Consider the following 15,938-nt stretch of genomic DNA (forward strand, 5'->3'; position numbering starts at 1 on the left):
AGGGAGTCTGCGGGAAAAGTCCCTACAGAGCACCGCCGGCCTGCACCCGCAGAAGTAGGCGACCGCGTCCGGCCTGCGCCCACAGGTCTTCCAGGCTGCCCGCCAGAGGGACCTTCCACGTCGCCCGTCTGAGGGATAGTGTCAGGGCATCCCGCTCCGGGGAATATCGCCATCCAGACTCAGGCAGCCACGACGCGGGCACGCAATTCCACGCAAATCCAACTACCGATGGAAAGAAGCAACTCATGACTGATGATCAGGTGGCATCGAACCTTAAAGGCATGGATGACCTGGACTTCACGGGCTGGAACAACGCCGACTGGAACGGAGTGTTTGCCCATCACCACACCGACGATGTTCTAGTGGACTGGAAGGGCCAGGCACCCACCCACGGCGTTCAGGAACACATCGATGCCATGAAGGCCTATGTGGAATCTGCCGGTGGTACACCTCCCCAGATCACCTCGCACCCCATTGCCTTCGGGTCCGGCGAGTGGACGTGCGTGATTGGCGAGTTCGAGGGCGGCGGACGCATGGTCACCGTAGCGAAGTGGAAGGATGGCGCCATCGCCGAGGAATACATCTGGGCATAACTGCCGCTCACTAGACGACGGAGGACCCGGCGGCGCGCAGGAATCAGACCCTTGGCCTGCGCCCGCTGGCCCGCCCCACCACTACGGTGCCCTCCAATTCGTCTGAACGGACTGTCCGGACTTCAAAGCCCTCTGCCGCCATGATCGCGGCTGTATGTTCGGCCTGCAGTCTGCTCGTCTCAATGAGGAGATGTCCACCTGGCGCCAGCCAGTCGCTTGCGCCTGCGGCCACTCGGCGCTGCAGATCCAGTCCGTCCGGACCCCCGTCGAGCGACAGTCTGGGCTCATAATCCCTGGCTTCGCGCGGCATGGTGGCAATCTCAGCCGTCGGGACGTACGGGGCATTGGCGATTACCACGGAAACCCTTCGCCTGAGGCCCGCCGGCAGAGCACCGTAAAGATCGCCCTGATGAACCCACCCACCCGGCAAGTCAACGTTCCGGCGCGCACACCGCACCGCAACGGGATCGATGTCCGCAGCATGCAACTCCAGCCCAGGAACCCTGCTGACGATGGCGGCACCCGCCGCGCCGGAGCCGCAGCACAGATCAACGACGACGACGCCGGCGCCTGACTGGGCACCTTCCCCGGGCTCGTACACGCTGGCCGCCCCTGCCGGCCCCCGGCGACCCGTCGCCCCATAAGGCGCGACCGACGCGTCGCCGCTGCCCGCGCCAGCCGCGCCAGCCGCGCCGGCCGCGCCGGCCGACTGGGGCTGACCCGTTCCCCGACCCGGGGAGAGCCCCTCCCCAGCTTCCGGCAGCCGCCGAGCCGAAAGAACTCGTACGGCCTCTTTGACCAGCAGCTCCGTGCGCCGGCGTGGAACAAAAACACCGGCGTCGAGTGCGATCCTTAGTCCAGCGAACTCAGCCCATCCAAGGATGTATTCCAGCGGGTATCCGGCAACACGCTTGGCCACGCCGGCGTCGAGTTCAACGGGACTGGAAGCCCAGCCTAAAAGCAGCCTGGCCTCTTCCTCAGCGAATACGCACCCCGCCGCGCGAAGGCGCACAACGATCCCCTCCATGGCCTCAACACGCAATTCGGAACCTGGCAAAGGGACCCTTTCGCTGTGCCGCGGGAGGTGCTTACCGGGACGGGCCTCGGCAAGTACTTCCACCGGGGCAGTCAACCGGCAGCAAAGCAGGGGGAGTTCGGAGTCCGAAACACCCGCCACAAAGCTCATCGTATGCGCTCCTTAGCCCCTCCGCGCGAATCGCAAAAGACTGGATTTATTCTGTGTAAGCGCTTACGGTTTGGCGAGGTTCGCTGAGCACTCGCTGGGAGCGCCGCGGACCCGCTGCACGCCTGTCGTCGACTGAACAGCCAGGCGCAGCGCAGCCCGTCAAAACCTTGAACAGCATCGCCGCTACCAGGAAGGTCTCGTCCGTGAACAACCGCACCCCCAGAGGCGCCTCCCCACGTCTCCACAACGCACTCATCCTTCTGCCAAGGAGAAAATCCGCAACCCTGCAGAAACCGCTCCACCACCTGCACGAAAAATCTCCCGTTGCACCCCGCATCAAACCCCGACGGCCCGCCTGGTTCCGAGCGGCGTCAACCCTTCTGGCCGCAGCCCTGACCGCCTCAGCAACCGCACTTCCGGCGCAGGCCACCCCGGGCACTGGGAACACGGACCCGAAGAAGCCCGCGCCGTCGTCGGCCGCTCATTCGCTCCGCGCCCCGGTGACGGACGAGAATTTCTACTTCGTGATGGCCGACCGCTTCAGCAATGGGAACACCGCCAACGACGACGGCGGCCTGGGCCCAGATCCCATGGTGTCCGGCTTCGACCCCACCAAGAAGGGCTTCTACAACGGCGGCGACCTCGCCGGGCTCCGGGACAAAATCGACTACATCCAGGGCCTGGGCACCACGTCCATCTGGCTGACTCCGAGCTTCAAGAACAAGGCTGTCCAGCCCGAGGACAAGTCGGCCGGTTACCACGGTTACTGGGTCACTGACTTCACCCAGATCGACCCGCACCTCGGCACCAACAACGAACTGAAAGCCCTGATCGTAGAGGCACACTCGCGCGGCATGAAGGTGTACTTCGACATCATCACCAACCACACCGCGGACGTCATCGGCTACGAAGAGGGTGCCCGCAAGAGTTATGTCTCCAAGGACGCCGCCCCCTACCGGACGGCGCAGGGCGACGTGTTCGATGACCGTGACTTCGCCGGCAAGGAAACGTTCCCGAAGCTCAATACCGAGACCTCATTTCCGTACAAACCCGTCCTCGAAGCCGGCGAAGAGCACGTGAAGGTCCCGGACTGGCTCAACGATCTGACCCTCTATCACAACCGCGGGGACACCACCTTCACCGGCGAGGACTCCATGTATGGGGACTTTTTCGGCCTGGATGACCTCTTCACCGAAAACCCAAGAGTAGTGCAGGGCATGGAGGACATCTACAAATCCTGGATCGGCGATTTCGGCGTGGACGGCTTCCGGATCGACACCATGAAGCACGTCAACAACGAGTTCTGGCAGGAATTCGGGCCCAACGTCCTCAACTACGCGAAGGCACAGGGCAAGGACGAGTTCTTTATGTTCGGCGAGGTGTTCGACACCAGCCAGAGTTTCACGTCCCAGTTCACCACGCGCAACCAGATGCAGGCCGTGCTGGATTTCCCGTTCCAGGACGCCGCCCGCAACTTCGCCTCCAAGAGCCAGGACGCCCGCAACCTCGGAACGTTCTTCGCCCGCGATGACTGGTACACCGACGCAGATTCCAACGTGTACCAACTGCCCACGTTCCTGGGCAACCACGATATGGGCCGGATCGGCAGCTTCATCGCCGCAGACAACCCCGGCGCCACCGACGCTGAAAAGTTGGCCCGCGACCAACTGGCCCACGAACTGATGTACTTCTCCCGCGGCAACCCGGTGATCTACTACGGCGACGAGCAGGGTTTTACCGGCCCCGGCGGTGACCAGGACGCGCGCCAAACGCTCTTCGCCAGCCAGGTCCCGGAGTACCTCGACGACGACCTGCTGGGTACCGATGCCACACACGCCACCGACAACTTCAACACCGGCCACCCGCTCTACGCCAAGATCAGCGAACTCGCTGCCCTGACCAAGGAGCACCCCGCCCTGCGCGACGGCGCCCACCAGCACCGCTACGCCGCGGACGGCGAGGGGATCTATGCGTTCTCACGCACGGACGCGGAGGACCAGCGCGAATACGTGGTTGCGCTGAACAACAGCGGGCAGCAGCAGACGGCGCAAGTGCCCACCTACATCGAAAAGCGCAACTACACCCGCATCTACGGCGAGGCGGTCAACGACGTCAAGACCTCAGCCGACGCCATGCTGACCGTCACCGTCCCGCCCCTGTCCGCCGTGGTGTACCAGTCGTCTGGCCGGATCCCGCACTCAAAGGCGGCTCCGGCCATCGCACTGCAGCAGCCTGCCGCGGCACCGGCGGACAACGGCAGGATCAAGGTAACAGCCGACGTCGGCGGTTCTTCGTTCTATGAGGTCACCTTCGAAGCGAAACAGGCAGGCGGCGACTGGACGCCGATCGGCACCGACGACACGGCACCGTACCAGGTGTTCCACGACGTGGCCGCCCTGGACCCGGGCACGGCAGTCGAATACCGCGCCACCGTTCTGGACAACGGCCGCCACACTGCCACCAGCGGGCCCCGGACGGCCACCGCCCCGGCGCCCAAACTGACTATCCAGAAGCCGGTGGAAGGCAGCAGCGTCGAAGGCAAAGTGGAAATCAGTGCCACCGCCGATCCGGAGAAATCCAGCCATGTGGTGTCCTTCGAACGCAGCGTGGCAGGGGGTGGCTGGGCTGCTGTGGGCTCGGACGATTCGTCCCCGGCCTACACGGCAGTCGACGACCTCGCATCGCTGGGCCTCAGCAACGGCACCCAGGTGCAGTACCGCGCCACGATGTCCGGCCCCGGCTACACCGCGGCCAGCGAACCGCGGACGGTGACCGTCGGCAAGGCACCACAGCCGGACTCCGTGACGGTGGCCGGCACGTTCAACACCGAACTGGGCTGCCCCGCGGATTGGGACCCCGGCTGCCCTCAAGCGTCCCTGGTGTACGACCCAGCGGACAGCATCTGGCGGCTCTCAGCCGAACTCCCGCCCGGCCAGTACGAATTCAAGGCCGCACTCAACGGAAACTGGACCGTGAACTACGGCGCGGATGGTGCCCTCAACGGCAACAACATTGTCCTCAATCATCCGGGCGGCACCGTCACCTTCCGCTACGATCACCGCACCCACCTCACCAGCACGGTCTACGCCAGCCAACAGCCGCAGGCGGTGGCCATCGCCGGCAGCCTGAACAGCGAGCTGGGGTGCGCCTCCGACTGGGAACCAGCCTGCGACCAGGCGCAACTGACGCTGGATCCGGCCTCCCAGGTATGGAAATTGGCGGTAACGGCACTGCCGGCGGGCACCTATGAGTTCAAGGCAGCGCTGAACCGCGGATGGGAGGTGAACTACGGGGCAGACGGTGCGCCCAACGGCGGCAACATTTCGTACAAGCACGACGGCGGCCCGGTCACCTTCCGGTACGACCACACCACCCACCTGCTCACGGCAGGCTAGGGGGTGTGCAGGGACTCCTCCACCGCGGCCAGGAGGGAGTTGAACCGCCGGTTCGCCGGAAGGTCGTCGAGGTACACGGCATTGCCTTCGGCGTCACCCAGCGGGACCTGCCAGTTGGGATAAAGCGCTTCCGTGGTGCCCGGCTGGTTCTGCAGGCGCCGCTCCCCCACTGCGTCAACCAATGCGACGCCGAGCAGCACCGACGGCGTCTGGGCGAGCAGGCGGTGCAGCGCCTCGACCACGGTTTCCCCGTGGTCGAGGCCTGCCTGTCCGCCGTCCGGCAACAGCCCGCGTTCACGCAGCAGTCCCATCATTTTTTCGAGGGTGGCCTCGTGTTCAGCCCGTTCCTCGGCCTCCGAACGTTTCAGCAGGCCCAGCCTGCTGCGGAGCGCCACATGGTCGCCCGCGAGGTAGCCGGCGGTGGGCGGCAGGTCATGGGTGTTAACACTGGCGAGCGCCTGCGTCCGGTACCTTTCGGGCGGCAGCGGGGAGTCGCCGTCGTTCTCGAACCACAGGATGGACGTGCCCAGGATGCCGCGGGCGGCCAGGTAGTCACGCACCCACGGCTCGAAGGTGCCCAGGTCCTCCCCGATCACTACGGCTCCGGCGCGCTGGGCCTCGAGGGCCAGGATGCCGATCAGTGCGTCGTGGTCGTACTTGACGTAGGCGCCATCCCGCGGCGAGTTGCCAGCCGGCACCCACCAGAGCCGGAACAGGCCCAGGACGTGGTCCACGCGGATCCCGCCCGCGTGCCGGAGCACGGTGGCCAGCATGTTGCGGAAGGGTGCGTAACCGGCCTCCGCGAGACGCGCCGGATGCCACGGCGGCTGGTTCCAGTCCTGGCCCAGCTGGTTGTACATGTCCGGCGGGGCGCCCACGCTGACCCCTGGTGCCAGCACACCGCGGAGCGTCCAGGCGTCGGCGCTGCTCAGGTCGACGCCCACGGCCAGATCGTGCACCACACCCAGCCGCATCCCCGCCCGGCGTGCGGCCTGCTGCGCGTACTCGAGCTGCTCGTCGCAGATCCACTGCAGCCAGCGGTGGAAGCCGATCCGGTCAGCCAGCTTCTCCCGCAGGCCTTCGGTTTCCGGGGTGCCGAGTGCGCAGTCCGGATCGGTCCACAGCGGATCCCCGGGCGCGAGGTCCTCCCGGATGGCTGACCACAGGGCAAAGTCGTCCAACCCGGAACCGGAAATCCGGCAGAATTCGTCGAAGGCAGCCTGTCGCGCCGGCGAGCGCCGCGCGTGGTACAGCAATTCGAGCGCCTGGAGCTTGGCCGCGAACACGGCATTCCGGTCCAGCCGTTCACCGTCCGAGTTAAGCGGCTGCACGTGTTCCTGGAGCTTTTCGATCGTGGCCCGCCGCCGGGGCTTCAGGTACGCGAACTCCGGAATGGCTTCCACCCTGATGTAGAGCGGGTTGAAAAAACGGCGGGTGGACGGCGAGTAGGGCGACGGCTGGACCGGCGGAACCGGCTCGGCAGCGTGGAGCGGGTTAACCAGGACGTAGTCCGCGCCGCGGGCGCCACTCAGGGCAGCCAGGTCCGCCAAGTCGGCGAAGTCACCGATGCCCCAGGAGCGCTTGGACCGTACGGAGTAAAGCTGGGTGGCCAGGCCCCAGCCGCGGCGCCCCACCAGAGGATCGGCGGTGGTAAGCCGCGCCGGAACCACCACCAGCGCGCATTCGGCCGTGACGCCGTCGGACTCGGCATGCAGCGTGTGCCACCCGAGCGGCAGCCCCTCCGGAAGGGCGAACGTGGCCCTGCCGGTGGCCACACCGTCCACGTCCCGTGGCGGGATCCACACGTCCTGCTGCACCGCCTCCACCGGATCGCCGGCGCCTGCTTCCAGCGCCACGGTGAGGCGCGCAGTGGCGCCGTCCCGGACATGGACCGGTACCTCTGCGGCCTCGCCCTGCTGGACCACGACGGCGGGTGGCAGCATGCGCCGCCACGGCGCCACGTCCGCCTCGGCAAGGGCCGCCTCGATCAGTTCGTTGGAATGGGCCGCAACGCCCAGGGCCGCCAGCACCTTGACCAGCGTGTCCGTGGCGACGCCGTACTGCAGCCCGTCGAAGCCCCAAAAGGTAGTGCCCACCCCGTGCACGTCGGCCAGGCGGCGAAGGAGTTCCTGATCCACAGCGGCCGTATCCCCGCCGCCCGGTGCACCCGGCGCGCCGGAAAGTTGTGCATACTGCTGGTCTGGAACCTTCATGGATGTCCGCCTCGTCTGGTGTGATGGGCCTGAACTTACATTGCGTCCTGACTGGCCGGGGCTTCGCTGCGCCCGGACAACCGTCGGTTCCGATTATTGCAGGAGCACGCGCCACAAACGGGTCAGCCGCGGGCCTGCTTCGCCGCTGCCTTCGCTGCCTGCTTGCTTGCCCGCACCTTGACGAGGGACTCAGGATCCACGATGTCAGCAACCGAAAGGAAGGCATCCTCCTGGCCGTAGTGCCCGGCCGCCTCGCGCCAGCCCTGCGCGCTCAGCCCGCATTGCTTGCCAAGGAGCGCAAGGAAGATCTTCGCCTTCTGCTCCCCGAACCCCGGCAGCGCCTGCAGGCGGCGCAGAACTTCCTTGCCGTCCGGCCCGCCCTGGGTCCAGATCTGCGTGGCGTCACCGTTCCATTCCTGCTGGACGGTTTCAGCGAGGGCCTGGACCCGTGCTGCCATCGAGCCGGGGAACCGGTGCACAGCCGGCCGCTCCTTGAAGACCTCCACGAACGCCTCCGGTTCGTAGGCAGCCACGGCTGCCGGATCAATCGAGCCGATACGTGACCGGATCTTCTCCGGCCCCGCGAAGGCGGACTCCATGGTTACCTGCTGGTCCAGCAGCATGCCTGTCAGCAGTGCAAACGCGTCATCGGTGAGCAGTTGGTCGGCAGCGGGGTCCCCGGTGATATGCAGTTCCATGGCCCTTATCCTTCCATCCCCGGGCTCCCCGCGTCATGGTTCAACTCCGTTTTCCGGCTCAGCCGGGTGCGCCGTCCTGAGGGCCCAAGTACTACCTAATTTTAAACTCGAGTACCGATTACGCGTTTGCCTGGGGCCGTGCCCCCACTACCTTCGTTCTAGAGCCAATGACTCGCTATCTCGCTGGGTCGGATGTCTCACTAGGGGGTTGTGAGAAGGAATGAATACAGGACTTAGCAGCCACGTTTTCCCGCGCTCACGGGTGCGGGAAGTAAGCGGGGCCGGCGACGAGGAGGTCTTCGAGACCAAGGCCTCTCCCCCAGCCGTCGCCGGCCCTCTGAACACCCGGTTTTCGCCGCCCCCGCCCTGGTTGGACCCTCTTCGCGCGCACGGGCGGGCGGGTAGCCGGTTCCGCGGGAGACAGCCGCTCAGGAGCCGGCCGTGAAGTACTCCACGTCCCAGGTTTCCGCGTCCCACACAACGGCGGGCAGGCGTCCGGCGCCGCCGCACCAGCTGCCACCCCACGCGGCCGGGCATCCGGCTGCCCTTCCCGGTCAGCCGGCACCTTCGGCCGGCGGAACGGTCAGCACCGGCCCGCTAGGCGCCGGTCCGGTTGGGGCCGCTCCGCAAGGCGCGGGTCCGCTTGGCGCCAGTCCGCTTGGTTCGGGCCCGGACGGGTTCATCCCCGATCTGGCCACCGGCGCCCAGACCCTTGCAGACTCGCTCGAGATCCTGGCCCGAACGGCATCCGCCACCCTCAGGAGGCTGACGGATTCCCCGGTGGAATGCTGCGCGATCCTCACCAGGGCAAAGAATGCCACCGCTACGGCGGGCACCAACGCGCAGACGGAAATGCTGGCACGGCTGGAGCATGAAGTGCATGAAGGGCCACTGACGGAAGCGCTCTCCGGCAACGGCACCGTGGCCATGAACCACGTTTCTTCCGATTTCCGCTGGTCGCACTACCGGCCGCACCTGCAGGAGGCCGGATTCCACAGCGTTCTTGGCCTGCGGCTCGGGCTGGACGACAGTGCCGCCGCGGCCCTCGCCTTCTTTGCCCCCACCGCCCAGGCCTTCCCGCTCCGGGTCATCGCGGGCGCCCGCGGGTTCGCGGACCTCGCCGCGCGGGGCCTAAGACTGGTCCTTGAACTTCATTCCACCAGCGTCAGGGCATCGGACCTGCAGTCCGCGCTCGAAAGCCGCACGTCGATCGATATTGCCTGCGGAGTGATCATGGCGCAGAACCGGTGCTCCTACGATGACGCGATTGCCATCATCGCCAGGGCCTCGAGCCACCGGAACATCAAGCTCCGTAAAGTGGCCGAGGGTATTCTGGAGAAGTTGCCCGGCGGCGCGCCGCGCACCCACTTCGAACACTAGGCCAGCAGCACGCTCTTGGGGGCAACGATGGTTCAGGTTTGTGCGCTTGTGGCTGCGGCGATACTCGCCGTCCTCACGGTTTTCCAGCTGGCACTTATTGCGGGGGCTCCGCTTGGCCATCTGGCGTGGGGCGGCCAGCACAAGGTTCTTACACCCAGGCTAAGGGTGGGCAGCGCAGTCTCGATCGTTCTCTACGGCGTCTTCGCTTACATCGCCCTGGCGAGGGCCGGGGTGACGGCACCGTTCCTCAGCGGCTCCTTCACGGACGTGACCAGTTGGGTGCTCACGGCCTACTTCGGCCTGGGTGTTGTCATGAACGGGATCTCGCGCAGCCGGCCGGAACGCCTCACCATGACTCCGACGGCACTTGCCCTCGCACTGCTTTACCTCGTGCTCTCGCTCAGCTGAGCGGTGCTGACCTGAGCTGAGCTGAGCTGATCTGAGCTGAGCCCGCTTAAAATGAAACAGGCCAGTGGCGTTTCGCCCCTGGCCTGCTGCGTGGGTGGGCCCTGTGGGGATCGAACCCACGACCCACGGATTAAAAGTCCGATGCTCTACCAACTGAGCTAAAGGCCCCAGCCGACCGGTCAACTGTCCGATCAGCCCAGTCCATTTCTGGACGATAGATACTTTACCCCACGTGCGGGTCTGCTTTGGCATCAAAGGCACGCGCCGCCGTCGTACGTCCCTTTTCCACAGGATCCGGGGCCCCCGGGCCGGAGCGCAGCAGGTTCCCTGGAGCACTCGATTTCCCCGGCGGCACAGGAGTAGCGTGGGGGCATGAACGAGCAAGCAGGACCCAGTCACTATGGCGGCTCCAACCGGCATCACAAGCCCAAGCCGTTCGCTCCCCTTGACTTCGAGCCGTTCGCCGGCGGACCGGATCCCGCCCGGGTTTCCGAGGCCGCACACCTCGCGGCCCAGGCGCTGGTGCGCCACGGGCGCGACAGCGACGACCCCGTCATCACTGAACGCCTGGTCAAGCTGACGGACGAACAGGGACTGGATGCCATCGCCGAAATGTGGGCCGAAAGCCCGGCGCGGTCCCTGCCTGGCGCGCTGTGGCGGCTGTATGCGCTGCGCGCGGCCACCGTCCAGGATCCGGAGCGGATCTCCGTCTACTTCCGCGCGGGCAAGGACACTGCGCAAGTGTCCAACGTGGTGGCGGGCGCTGCCGAGCCGCCGGGGGCCGATGAAATGCGTACCCTCGCGGACGCCATACTTTCCGGCGCGTTCGACGGCGAGTTCGACGTCGCGCTGGAACGTTCCGCCGCTTTCTGCCGCGTGGTGGCGCTCGGCCAGGCAACTCTCGCTGACGGCGCCGAACACGGAAATGAGGCTCACGCGAGCAAGCTCACCCGCAACTCGCATCAGCTGGTAAAAACCGCTGAAGACCTCGAACACGCTGCGAATGCCTGGCGCCTGGGCGAGCTGGACTGACCTCGCGCTGCCTCCCAGGGCCCCATCTGTCAATGTTGACTTGGGCCGGGCAACGTAGAACACTAAAACTGGTGCCGAGCCGCGAAACCCCCGGGCTTCAACATTTAGCCGCCTAGAGCGGCCTACCGCCGAGAGGCGTATCCGGTTCGGCACCATTTTTCTTGCCCGTTTACAGGCCACAGTCAGCAGCCCGGTAGACTCAAGACCAGTTGCAGGCCTGCGTCAAGTCACAGTGGGCGGCCCCAGACCCAGTACAACGCCCGGAGACCGAACCCACGTGAAGCTTCGCCTTTTCCCCCAGGAGCCCGCCGGGCTGGTCCTGCTGTCCCAAATGGCCCAGCAGATCGTGCATGCCAGCGCCACCATGGCAGAGATCCTCGGCGTGCCGGCCTCCGAGCACCCCAAACTCGTGGACGACATGCACAACCACGAGGCGAAATCAGCCGAGCTGCACTTCGCCCTGCTGACCCACATGCGCACGAGTTTCGTTAACCCTTTGCCCCGCGAAGACATGTACGCGCTGTCCCGCTACCTCAACGAAGCCCTCGAAAAGCTGGACGGCGCCGCCGAACTGGTCTCCCTCTACAAGCTGGACCGGCTGCCCAAACGTGCCGCGGACCAGTTGGAGGTCATCAGCAGGCAGGCCGAGCTCACCGTGGACGCCATGCGCCGGCTCGACAACCTCGATGACCTTGAGGACTACTGGATCGAGATCCTGAGACTGGCCCAACGTGCAGAACGGACCCACCGCGTTTGGGTGGCGGACATGATCCGGGACATGAAGTGGGCGCAGTATTCACGCAACCGCGATGTGGCCAACCAGTTGGTGGAGGTCACCAAAGACATGCGCCGCATCGCCACCCAGGTAGGCAGCATCATCGTCAAGGAATCCTGAGGTGACAGCAGCGATCTTCGGGGCCGTGGTCCTGCTGACCGCGGCGTTCGGCTTCCTGAACGGCTTCAGGGACGTCTCCACCGCCGTGGCTCTCGCGGTCCGGACCCGTGCCCTCACACCGACGGTGGCCGTGCTCCTGGCGGCCCTCTTCAACCTGGTGGGTGCCCTGCTCAGCGCCAGCATTGTGGTGGCCGTCAGCCACACCTGGATTCATCTGCCGCCAGGGACCGGCGGCCTGAGTATCCTCCTTGCCGGCGTGGCCAGTGCGTGTGCCTGGGGCCTGCTGATGTGGTGGCGGGGCATACCGGCGTCCTCCACGCATGCCCTGGTAGGCGGCCTGGCCGGTGCCGGGCTCGCGAGCCTTGCCGTGGGCGGGGCGGGAGTTGGGGGCGTGGACCGGTCGCTGCTGTTCCAGGTGGTACTCCCGCTGCTGCTGTCCCCCGTTGTCGCCTACGTTGGCGCCTACCTGGCGGTTTTTCCGGTGACCTGGGCGGCCCGCTACGCCCAGCCCAGTGTCATCAACCAGCGTTTCCGCCGCAGCCAGGCCATCGCCACCGGCGCTGTCGCGTTCGGGCACGGGCTGCAGGACGGGCAGCGGGTGGGCGCCGTGCTGCTGCTCGCGCTCGTGACGGCAGGTTATGACGACGGCGACAGCATCCCCCTGTGGATCGCACTGGTGTCAGCGGTGATGATGGCCGCCGGGACCATGTTCGGCGGCTGGCGGATCTCGTACACCCTCGCCTACAAGATCACCCGGATAGACCCGCTGCGGGGGTCCGTGTCCCAGACTTTCAGCGCCCTCATGCTGCTCGTCGGGGCCATTGCGCTGCAGTTGCCCCTGTCGACGACCCACACCGTGACGGCCTCCGCCCTGGGCGCGGGCGAAAACCAGCACTTCGCCGTGACCAACCGGAAACTGGTCATGGAAATCCTCGGGCTGTGGGTCCTGACGCCTGTGGCGGCCGCTGCCGTGGCCTTTGTCTTCGCCCTGGCGCTGTCACCGCTGACCGGCGTGTGAGTGCCAGCACTCCCGCCGGTTAACCACGATCGACTGCTCCAACAGCGCCCTTCTGAGCTGTCAAAAGGGCCCTTCCGGAGCAGTCGATGAGATGAAGCTTGTGGGCCCACAGCCGCAGGGTCCCCGGGCGAGCTTGCGAGCCTGGGGAGCGGCTGGGGATTACCCGAAGCGGCCGGAGACGTAGTCTTCGGTGGCCTTCACGGTGGGGTTGCTGAAGATGTTCTGCGTGTTGCCGTATTCGATCAGCTTGCCCGGCTTGCCGGTGCCGGCGATGTTGAAGAACGCCGTCTTGTCCGAGACGCGGGCGGCCTGCTGCATGTTGTGTGTCACGATCACCACGGTGTACTGATCCTTGAGCTCATTGATGAGGTCCTCAATGGCCAGCGTGGAGATGGGGTCCAGTGCGGAGCAGGGCTCGTCCATCAGGATCACCTGCGGCTGCACGGCAATGGCGCGGGCAATGCAGAGACGCTGCTGCTGGCCGCCGGACAGGCCGGACCCGGGCTTCTCGAGCCGGTCCTTGACCTCGTTCCAGAGGTTGGCGCCCCGCAGGGAGCTTTCCACCAAGGCGTCGGCTTCCCCCTTGGAGATCTTCTTATTGTTCAGCTTCACGCCCGCCAGCACGTTGTCGCGGATGGACATGGTGGGGAACGGGTTGGGCCGCTGGAAGACCATGCCGATCTGCGAGCGGACGGTCACCGGGTCAACGCCGGGTCCGTAGAGGTTGTCGCCATCCAAAAGGACTTCGCCTTCAACACGGGCCCCGGGCAGCACTTCGTGCATGCGGTTCAGGGTGCGCAGGAACGTGGATTTGCCACAGCCCGAGGGACCGATGAAGGCCGTCACGGACTTGGCGTCGATGTTGATGTTGACATCCTCCACGGCGAGGAAATCGCCGTAGTACACGTTCAGGTCTTTGACGTCGATGCGCTTAGACATGATGTTCCTTCACTTGCTGGGGTACGGATTGAAGTCTAGAGGTTGGCCGCTGGGACCGGAATGGGCCGCCGAAAGAGGGAGTCAGCGGCCCGTCTTGGGGGCGAAGATCCTGGCGATCAGCCGGGCGACAAGGTTGAGGATCATCACCAGGACGATCAGCACCAGGGCGGCGCCCCAGGCCCGCTGGGAGGACGGATCCGGGTTGGCCGGCGACGTGGGATTGAGGATCTGGGTGTAAATGAACGTGGGAAGCGAGGCCATCCAACCGCCGAACACGTTGTTGTTGATGGTGGTGGCAAAACCTGCGGTGACCAGGATGGGCGCGGTTTCGCCGATAACGCGGGCGATCGCAAGGGTGACGCCGGAAGCGATACCGGAGATCGCCGTCGGAATAACCACCTTGAGGATGGTGCGCCATTTACGCACGCCCAGCGCATAGGCGGCTTCGCGCAGTTCGTTGGGAACAATCTTCAGCATTTCCTCGCTGGAGCGCACCACCACGGGGATCATCAGCACAGAAAGGGCGACGGCGGCGACAGCACCGGTTTTGGTGCCGGGCCCAACCACTGCGAAGAAGAACGCTGCTGCGAACAGGCCGGCGACGATGGACGGGATGCCGGTCATCACGTCTACGAAGAACGTGATGGCCCGGGCCAGTCGGCCGTCGTTGCCGTACTCCACCAGGTAGATGGCGGTGAGCAGGCCCACGGGCACGGAGATGAGGGTGGCCACCAGCGTGATCTGCACGGTGCCCACGATCGCGTGGTAGATGCCGCCGATGACCGGGGCACCCTGTTCCACGGCCTTGGTGTCATAGATGCCGGTAACACCGTTCATGGAACTGGTGAGGAAGCCGGGGGCGATGACGCCGGGGATGCCGTTGACCAGGACGGTCCAGATGACGGAGATCAGCGGGAGCAGTGCGATCAGGAATGAGCCCACCACCAGGCAGGTGGCCAGCTTGTCCTTGGCTTTGCGTGAGCCTTCGACAATGGCGCTCCAGGTCACCAGGCCGATGGCGAAGAGCAATGCGGAGACGACGCCCCAGCCGAAAGCGTTGAACCCGATCAGGGCCAGGATGGCGGCGCCAATGATGAGCGCGGCCGCCAGGACGACGTATGGTGCGAACGCGGGCAGCTGGCCTTTGGTGAGGGCTGAGCGCTTGCTGCGCACCGGGGTGAGCGTGGAGGTCATTTAGTTTGCTCCCGAGAATTCTTTGTGCCTGCTGATGATCCAGCGGGCGATCATGTTCACGGCCAGTGTGATGAGGAACAGGACCAGGCCGGCGGCGATCAGCGTGCTGACCTTGAGGCCGCTTGCTTCGGGGAAGTTCAGGGCGATTTCGGCAGCGATGGTCTGGTTGCCGGACGTGATCAGGCTTGCGGTCAAGGCGCCCGAGGAGAGCACGAGTGCCACGGCCATGGTTTCGCCGAGGGCACGGCCCAGGCCAAGCATGACGGCACTGATGATGCCCGGGCGGGCGAACGGCAGGACTGCCATCTTGATCATTTCCCAGCGCGTGGCGCCGAGGGCCAGGGCGGCTTCCTCATGCAGCTTGGGGGTCTGCAGGAAGATCTCCCTGGTCAGGGACGTGATGATGGGCAGGACCATGACTGAAAGCACAATGCCCGCGGTGAGGATGGTCTTGCCGGTGGCCGATGCCGGGCCCTCGAAGATGGGCAGCCAGCCCATGTTTTCGGCCAGCCAGTTGTAGGCCGGAGAGATTTCCTTGGCAAGGAACGCAGCACCCCAGGCACCGTAGATCACGGAGGGGATCGCGGCGAGGAGGTCAACCACGTAGCCAAGGCCGGAGGCGAGCCCGCGCGGAGCAAAGTGGGAAATGAAGAGCGCCACCCCAATGGCGATCGGAGTGGCAATCACCAGGGCGATCGCTGCGGCGATGAGCGTGCCGATGACGATCGGCCAGATGTAGGCGAAGAAGCCTGCTCCGCCCTGGATTTCGGCGGCCGGTGCGGTGAGCGCCGGAATGGCCTGGACAACAAGGAACAGTGCAACGCCGAACAGGACGGCGAGGATGAGGCACCCGGCGGCCAGCGCGGCGCCGGAAAAGATCTTATCCCCGGCGCGGCCTGCGCCCTGGGAAGTACTCAGGGGGGTGGCGGTCATTCCAGACCCTTCGGTTGTTTGGTGGTGCGCAAAGAACTAGCTTACAAAAGCCAA

General features: G+C 65.6%; 13 protein-coding genes and 1 tRNA gene. 7 read left to right on the forward strand and 7 right to left on the reverse strand.

Annotated elements, in window-relative coordinates; genetic code table 11:
- Positions 1-245: 245 nt before the first annotated feature.
- A complete protein-coding gene (locus NQJ30_RS07155; protein WP_255769159.1) occupies positions 246-593 on the forward strand; it encodes an ester cyclase in 348 nt (115 codons plus the stop codon).
- 43 nt (positions 594-636) lie between these two features.
- Here the strand turns inward: NQJ30_RS07155 and NQJ30_RS07160 are convergent, their stop codons facing one another.
- Positions 637-1,620 carry a methyltransferase gene (locus NQJ30_RS07160; RefSeq protein ID WP_255769294.1) on the reverse strand — a complete coding sequence of 328 codons (984 nt, stop codon included), beginning with the start codon at positions 1,618-1,620 and terminating at the stop codon, positions 637-639.
- Positions 1,621-2,114: 494 nt separating this feature from the next.
- On the opposite strand from NQJ30_RS07160, the gene NQJ30_RS07165 reads away from it, so the two are divergent.
- Complete coding sequence (locus NQJ30_RS07165; RefSeq protein ID WP_255769295.1) at positions 2,115-5,174, forward strand: alpha-amylase family glycosyl hydrolase; 3,060 nt, start codon at positions 2,115-2,117, stop codon at positions 5,172-5,174.
- On the opposite strand, the gene malQ is transcribed toward NQJ30_RS07165, so the two are convergent.
- Positions 5,171-7,387 (reverse strand): 4-alpha-glucanotransferase, encoded by a 2,217-nt coding sequence (malQ, locus tag NQJ30_RS07170; protein WP_255769160.1) that lies wholly within the window; start codon positions 7,385-7,387, stop codon positions 5,171-5,173. The genes NQJ30_RS07165 and malQ overlap by 4 nt on opposite strands.
- A gap of 122 nt (positions 7,388-7,509) precedes the next feature.
- Positions 7,510-8,085, reverse strand: a complete 576-nt coding sequence (locus NQJ30_RS07175) for an HhH-GPD-type base excision DNA repair protein (protein WP_255769161.1) — start codon at positions 8,083-8,085, stop codon at positions 7,510-7,512.
- A gap of 441 nt (positions 8,086-8,526) precedes the next feature.
- Here NQJ30_RS07175 and NQJ30_RS07180 point away from each other — a divergent pair, with 441 nt between their 5' ends.
- On the forward strand, positions 8,527-9,465 hold the full coding sequence (locus NQJ30_RS07180; protein WP_255769162.1) for an ANTAR domain-containing protein: 939 nt from the start codon (positions 8,527-8,529) through the stop codon (positions 9,463-9,465).
- Positions 9,466-9,513: 48 nt separating this feature from the next.
- A complete protein-coding gene (locus tag NQJ30_RS07185; RefSeq protein WP_255769164.1) occupies positions 9,514-9,873 on the forward strand; it encodes a hypothetical protein in 360 nt (119 codons plus the stop codon).
- Between the two features lie 95 nt (positions 9,874-9,968).
- On the opposite strand, the gene NQJ30_RS07190 is transcribed toward NQJ30_RS07185, so the two are convergent.
- Positions 9,969-10,041, reverse strand: a tRNA-Lys gene (locus tag NQJ30_RS07190).
- A gap of 204 nt (positions 10,042-10,245) precedes the next feature.
- On the opposite strand from NQJ30_RS07190, the gene NQJ30_RS07195 reads away from it, so the two are divergent.
- From NQJ30_RS07195 to NQJ30_RS07205, 3 genes are all read left to right on the forward strand, one after another.
- On the forward strand, positions 10,246-10,905 hold the full coding sequence (locus tag NQJ30_RS07195) for a hypothetical protein (RefSeq protein WP_255769165.1): 660 nt from the start codon (positions 10,246-10,248) through the stop codon (positions 10,903-10,905).
- Between the two features lie 277 nt (positions 10,906-11,182).
- Positions 11,183-11,800, forward strand: a complete 618-nt coding sequence (locus tag NQJ30_RS07200; protein ID WP_255769166.1) for a DUF47 domain-containing protein — start codon at positions 11,183-11,185, stop codon at positions 11,798-11,800.
- A gap of 1 nt (position 11,801) precedes the next feature.
- Entirely contained in the window at positions 11,802-12,818 is a 1,017-nt protein-coding gene (locus tag NQJ30_RS07205) for an inorganic phosphate transporter (RefSeq protein ID WP_255769167.1), read from the forward strand.
- 159 nt (positions 12,819-12,977) lie between these two features.
- On the opposite strand, the gene pstB is transcribed toward NQJ30_RS07205, so the two are convergent.
- From pstB to pstC, 3 genes are all read right to left on the reverse strand, one after another.
- The gene (gene pstB / locus NQJ30_RS07210; protein ID WP_255769168.1) at positions 12,978-13,757 is read right to left on the reverse strand and encodes a phosphate ABC transporter ATP-binding protein PstB; all 780 of its coding nucleotides are present in this window, start codon (positions 13,755-13,757) and stop codon (positions 12,978-12,980) included.
- Between the two features lie 81 nt (positions 13,758-13,838).
- A complete protein-coding gene (pstA, locus tag NQJ30_RS07215; protein ID WP_255769169.1) occupies positions 13,839-14,951 on the reverse strand; it encodes a phosphate ABC transporter permease PstA in 1,113 nt (370 codons plus the stop codon).
- On the reverse strand, positions 14,952-15,884 hold the full coding sequence (gene pstC / locus NQJ30_RS07220; RefSeq protein WP_255769170.1) for a phosphate ABC transporter permease subunit PstC: 933 nt from the start codon (positions 15,882-15,884) through the stop codon (positions 14,952-14,954).
- Between the last annotated feature and the right edge of the window lie 54 nt (positions 15,885-15,938).

The sequence above is a fragment of the Pseudarthrobacter sulfonivorans genome, from assembly GCF_024391045.1.
In the GTDB taxonomy this organism is placed as follows: Bacteria; Actinomycetota; Actinomycetes; order Actinomycetales; family Micrococcaceae; genus Arthrobacter; species Arthrobacter sulfonivorans_B.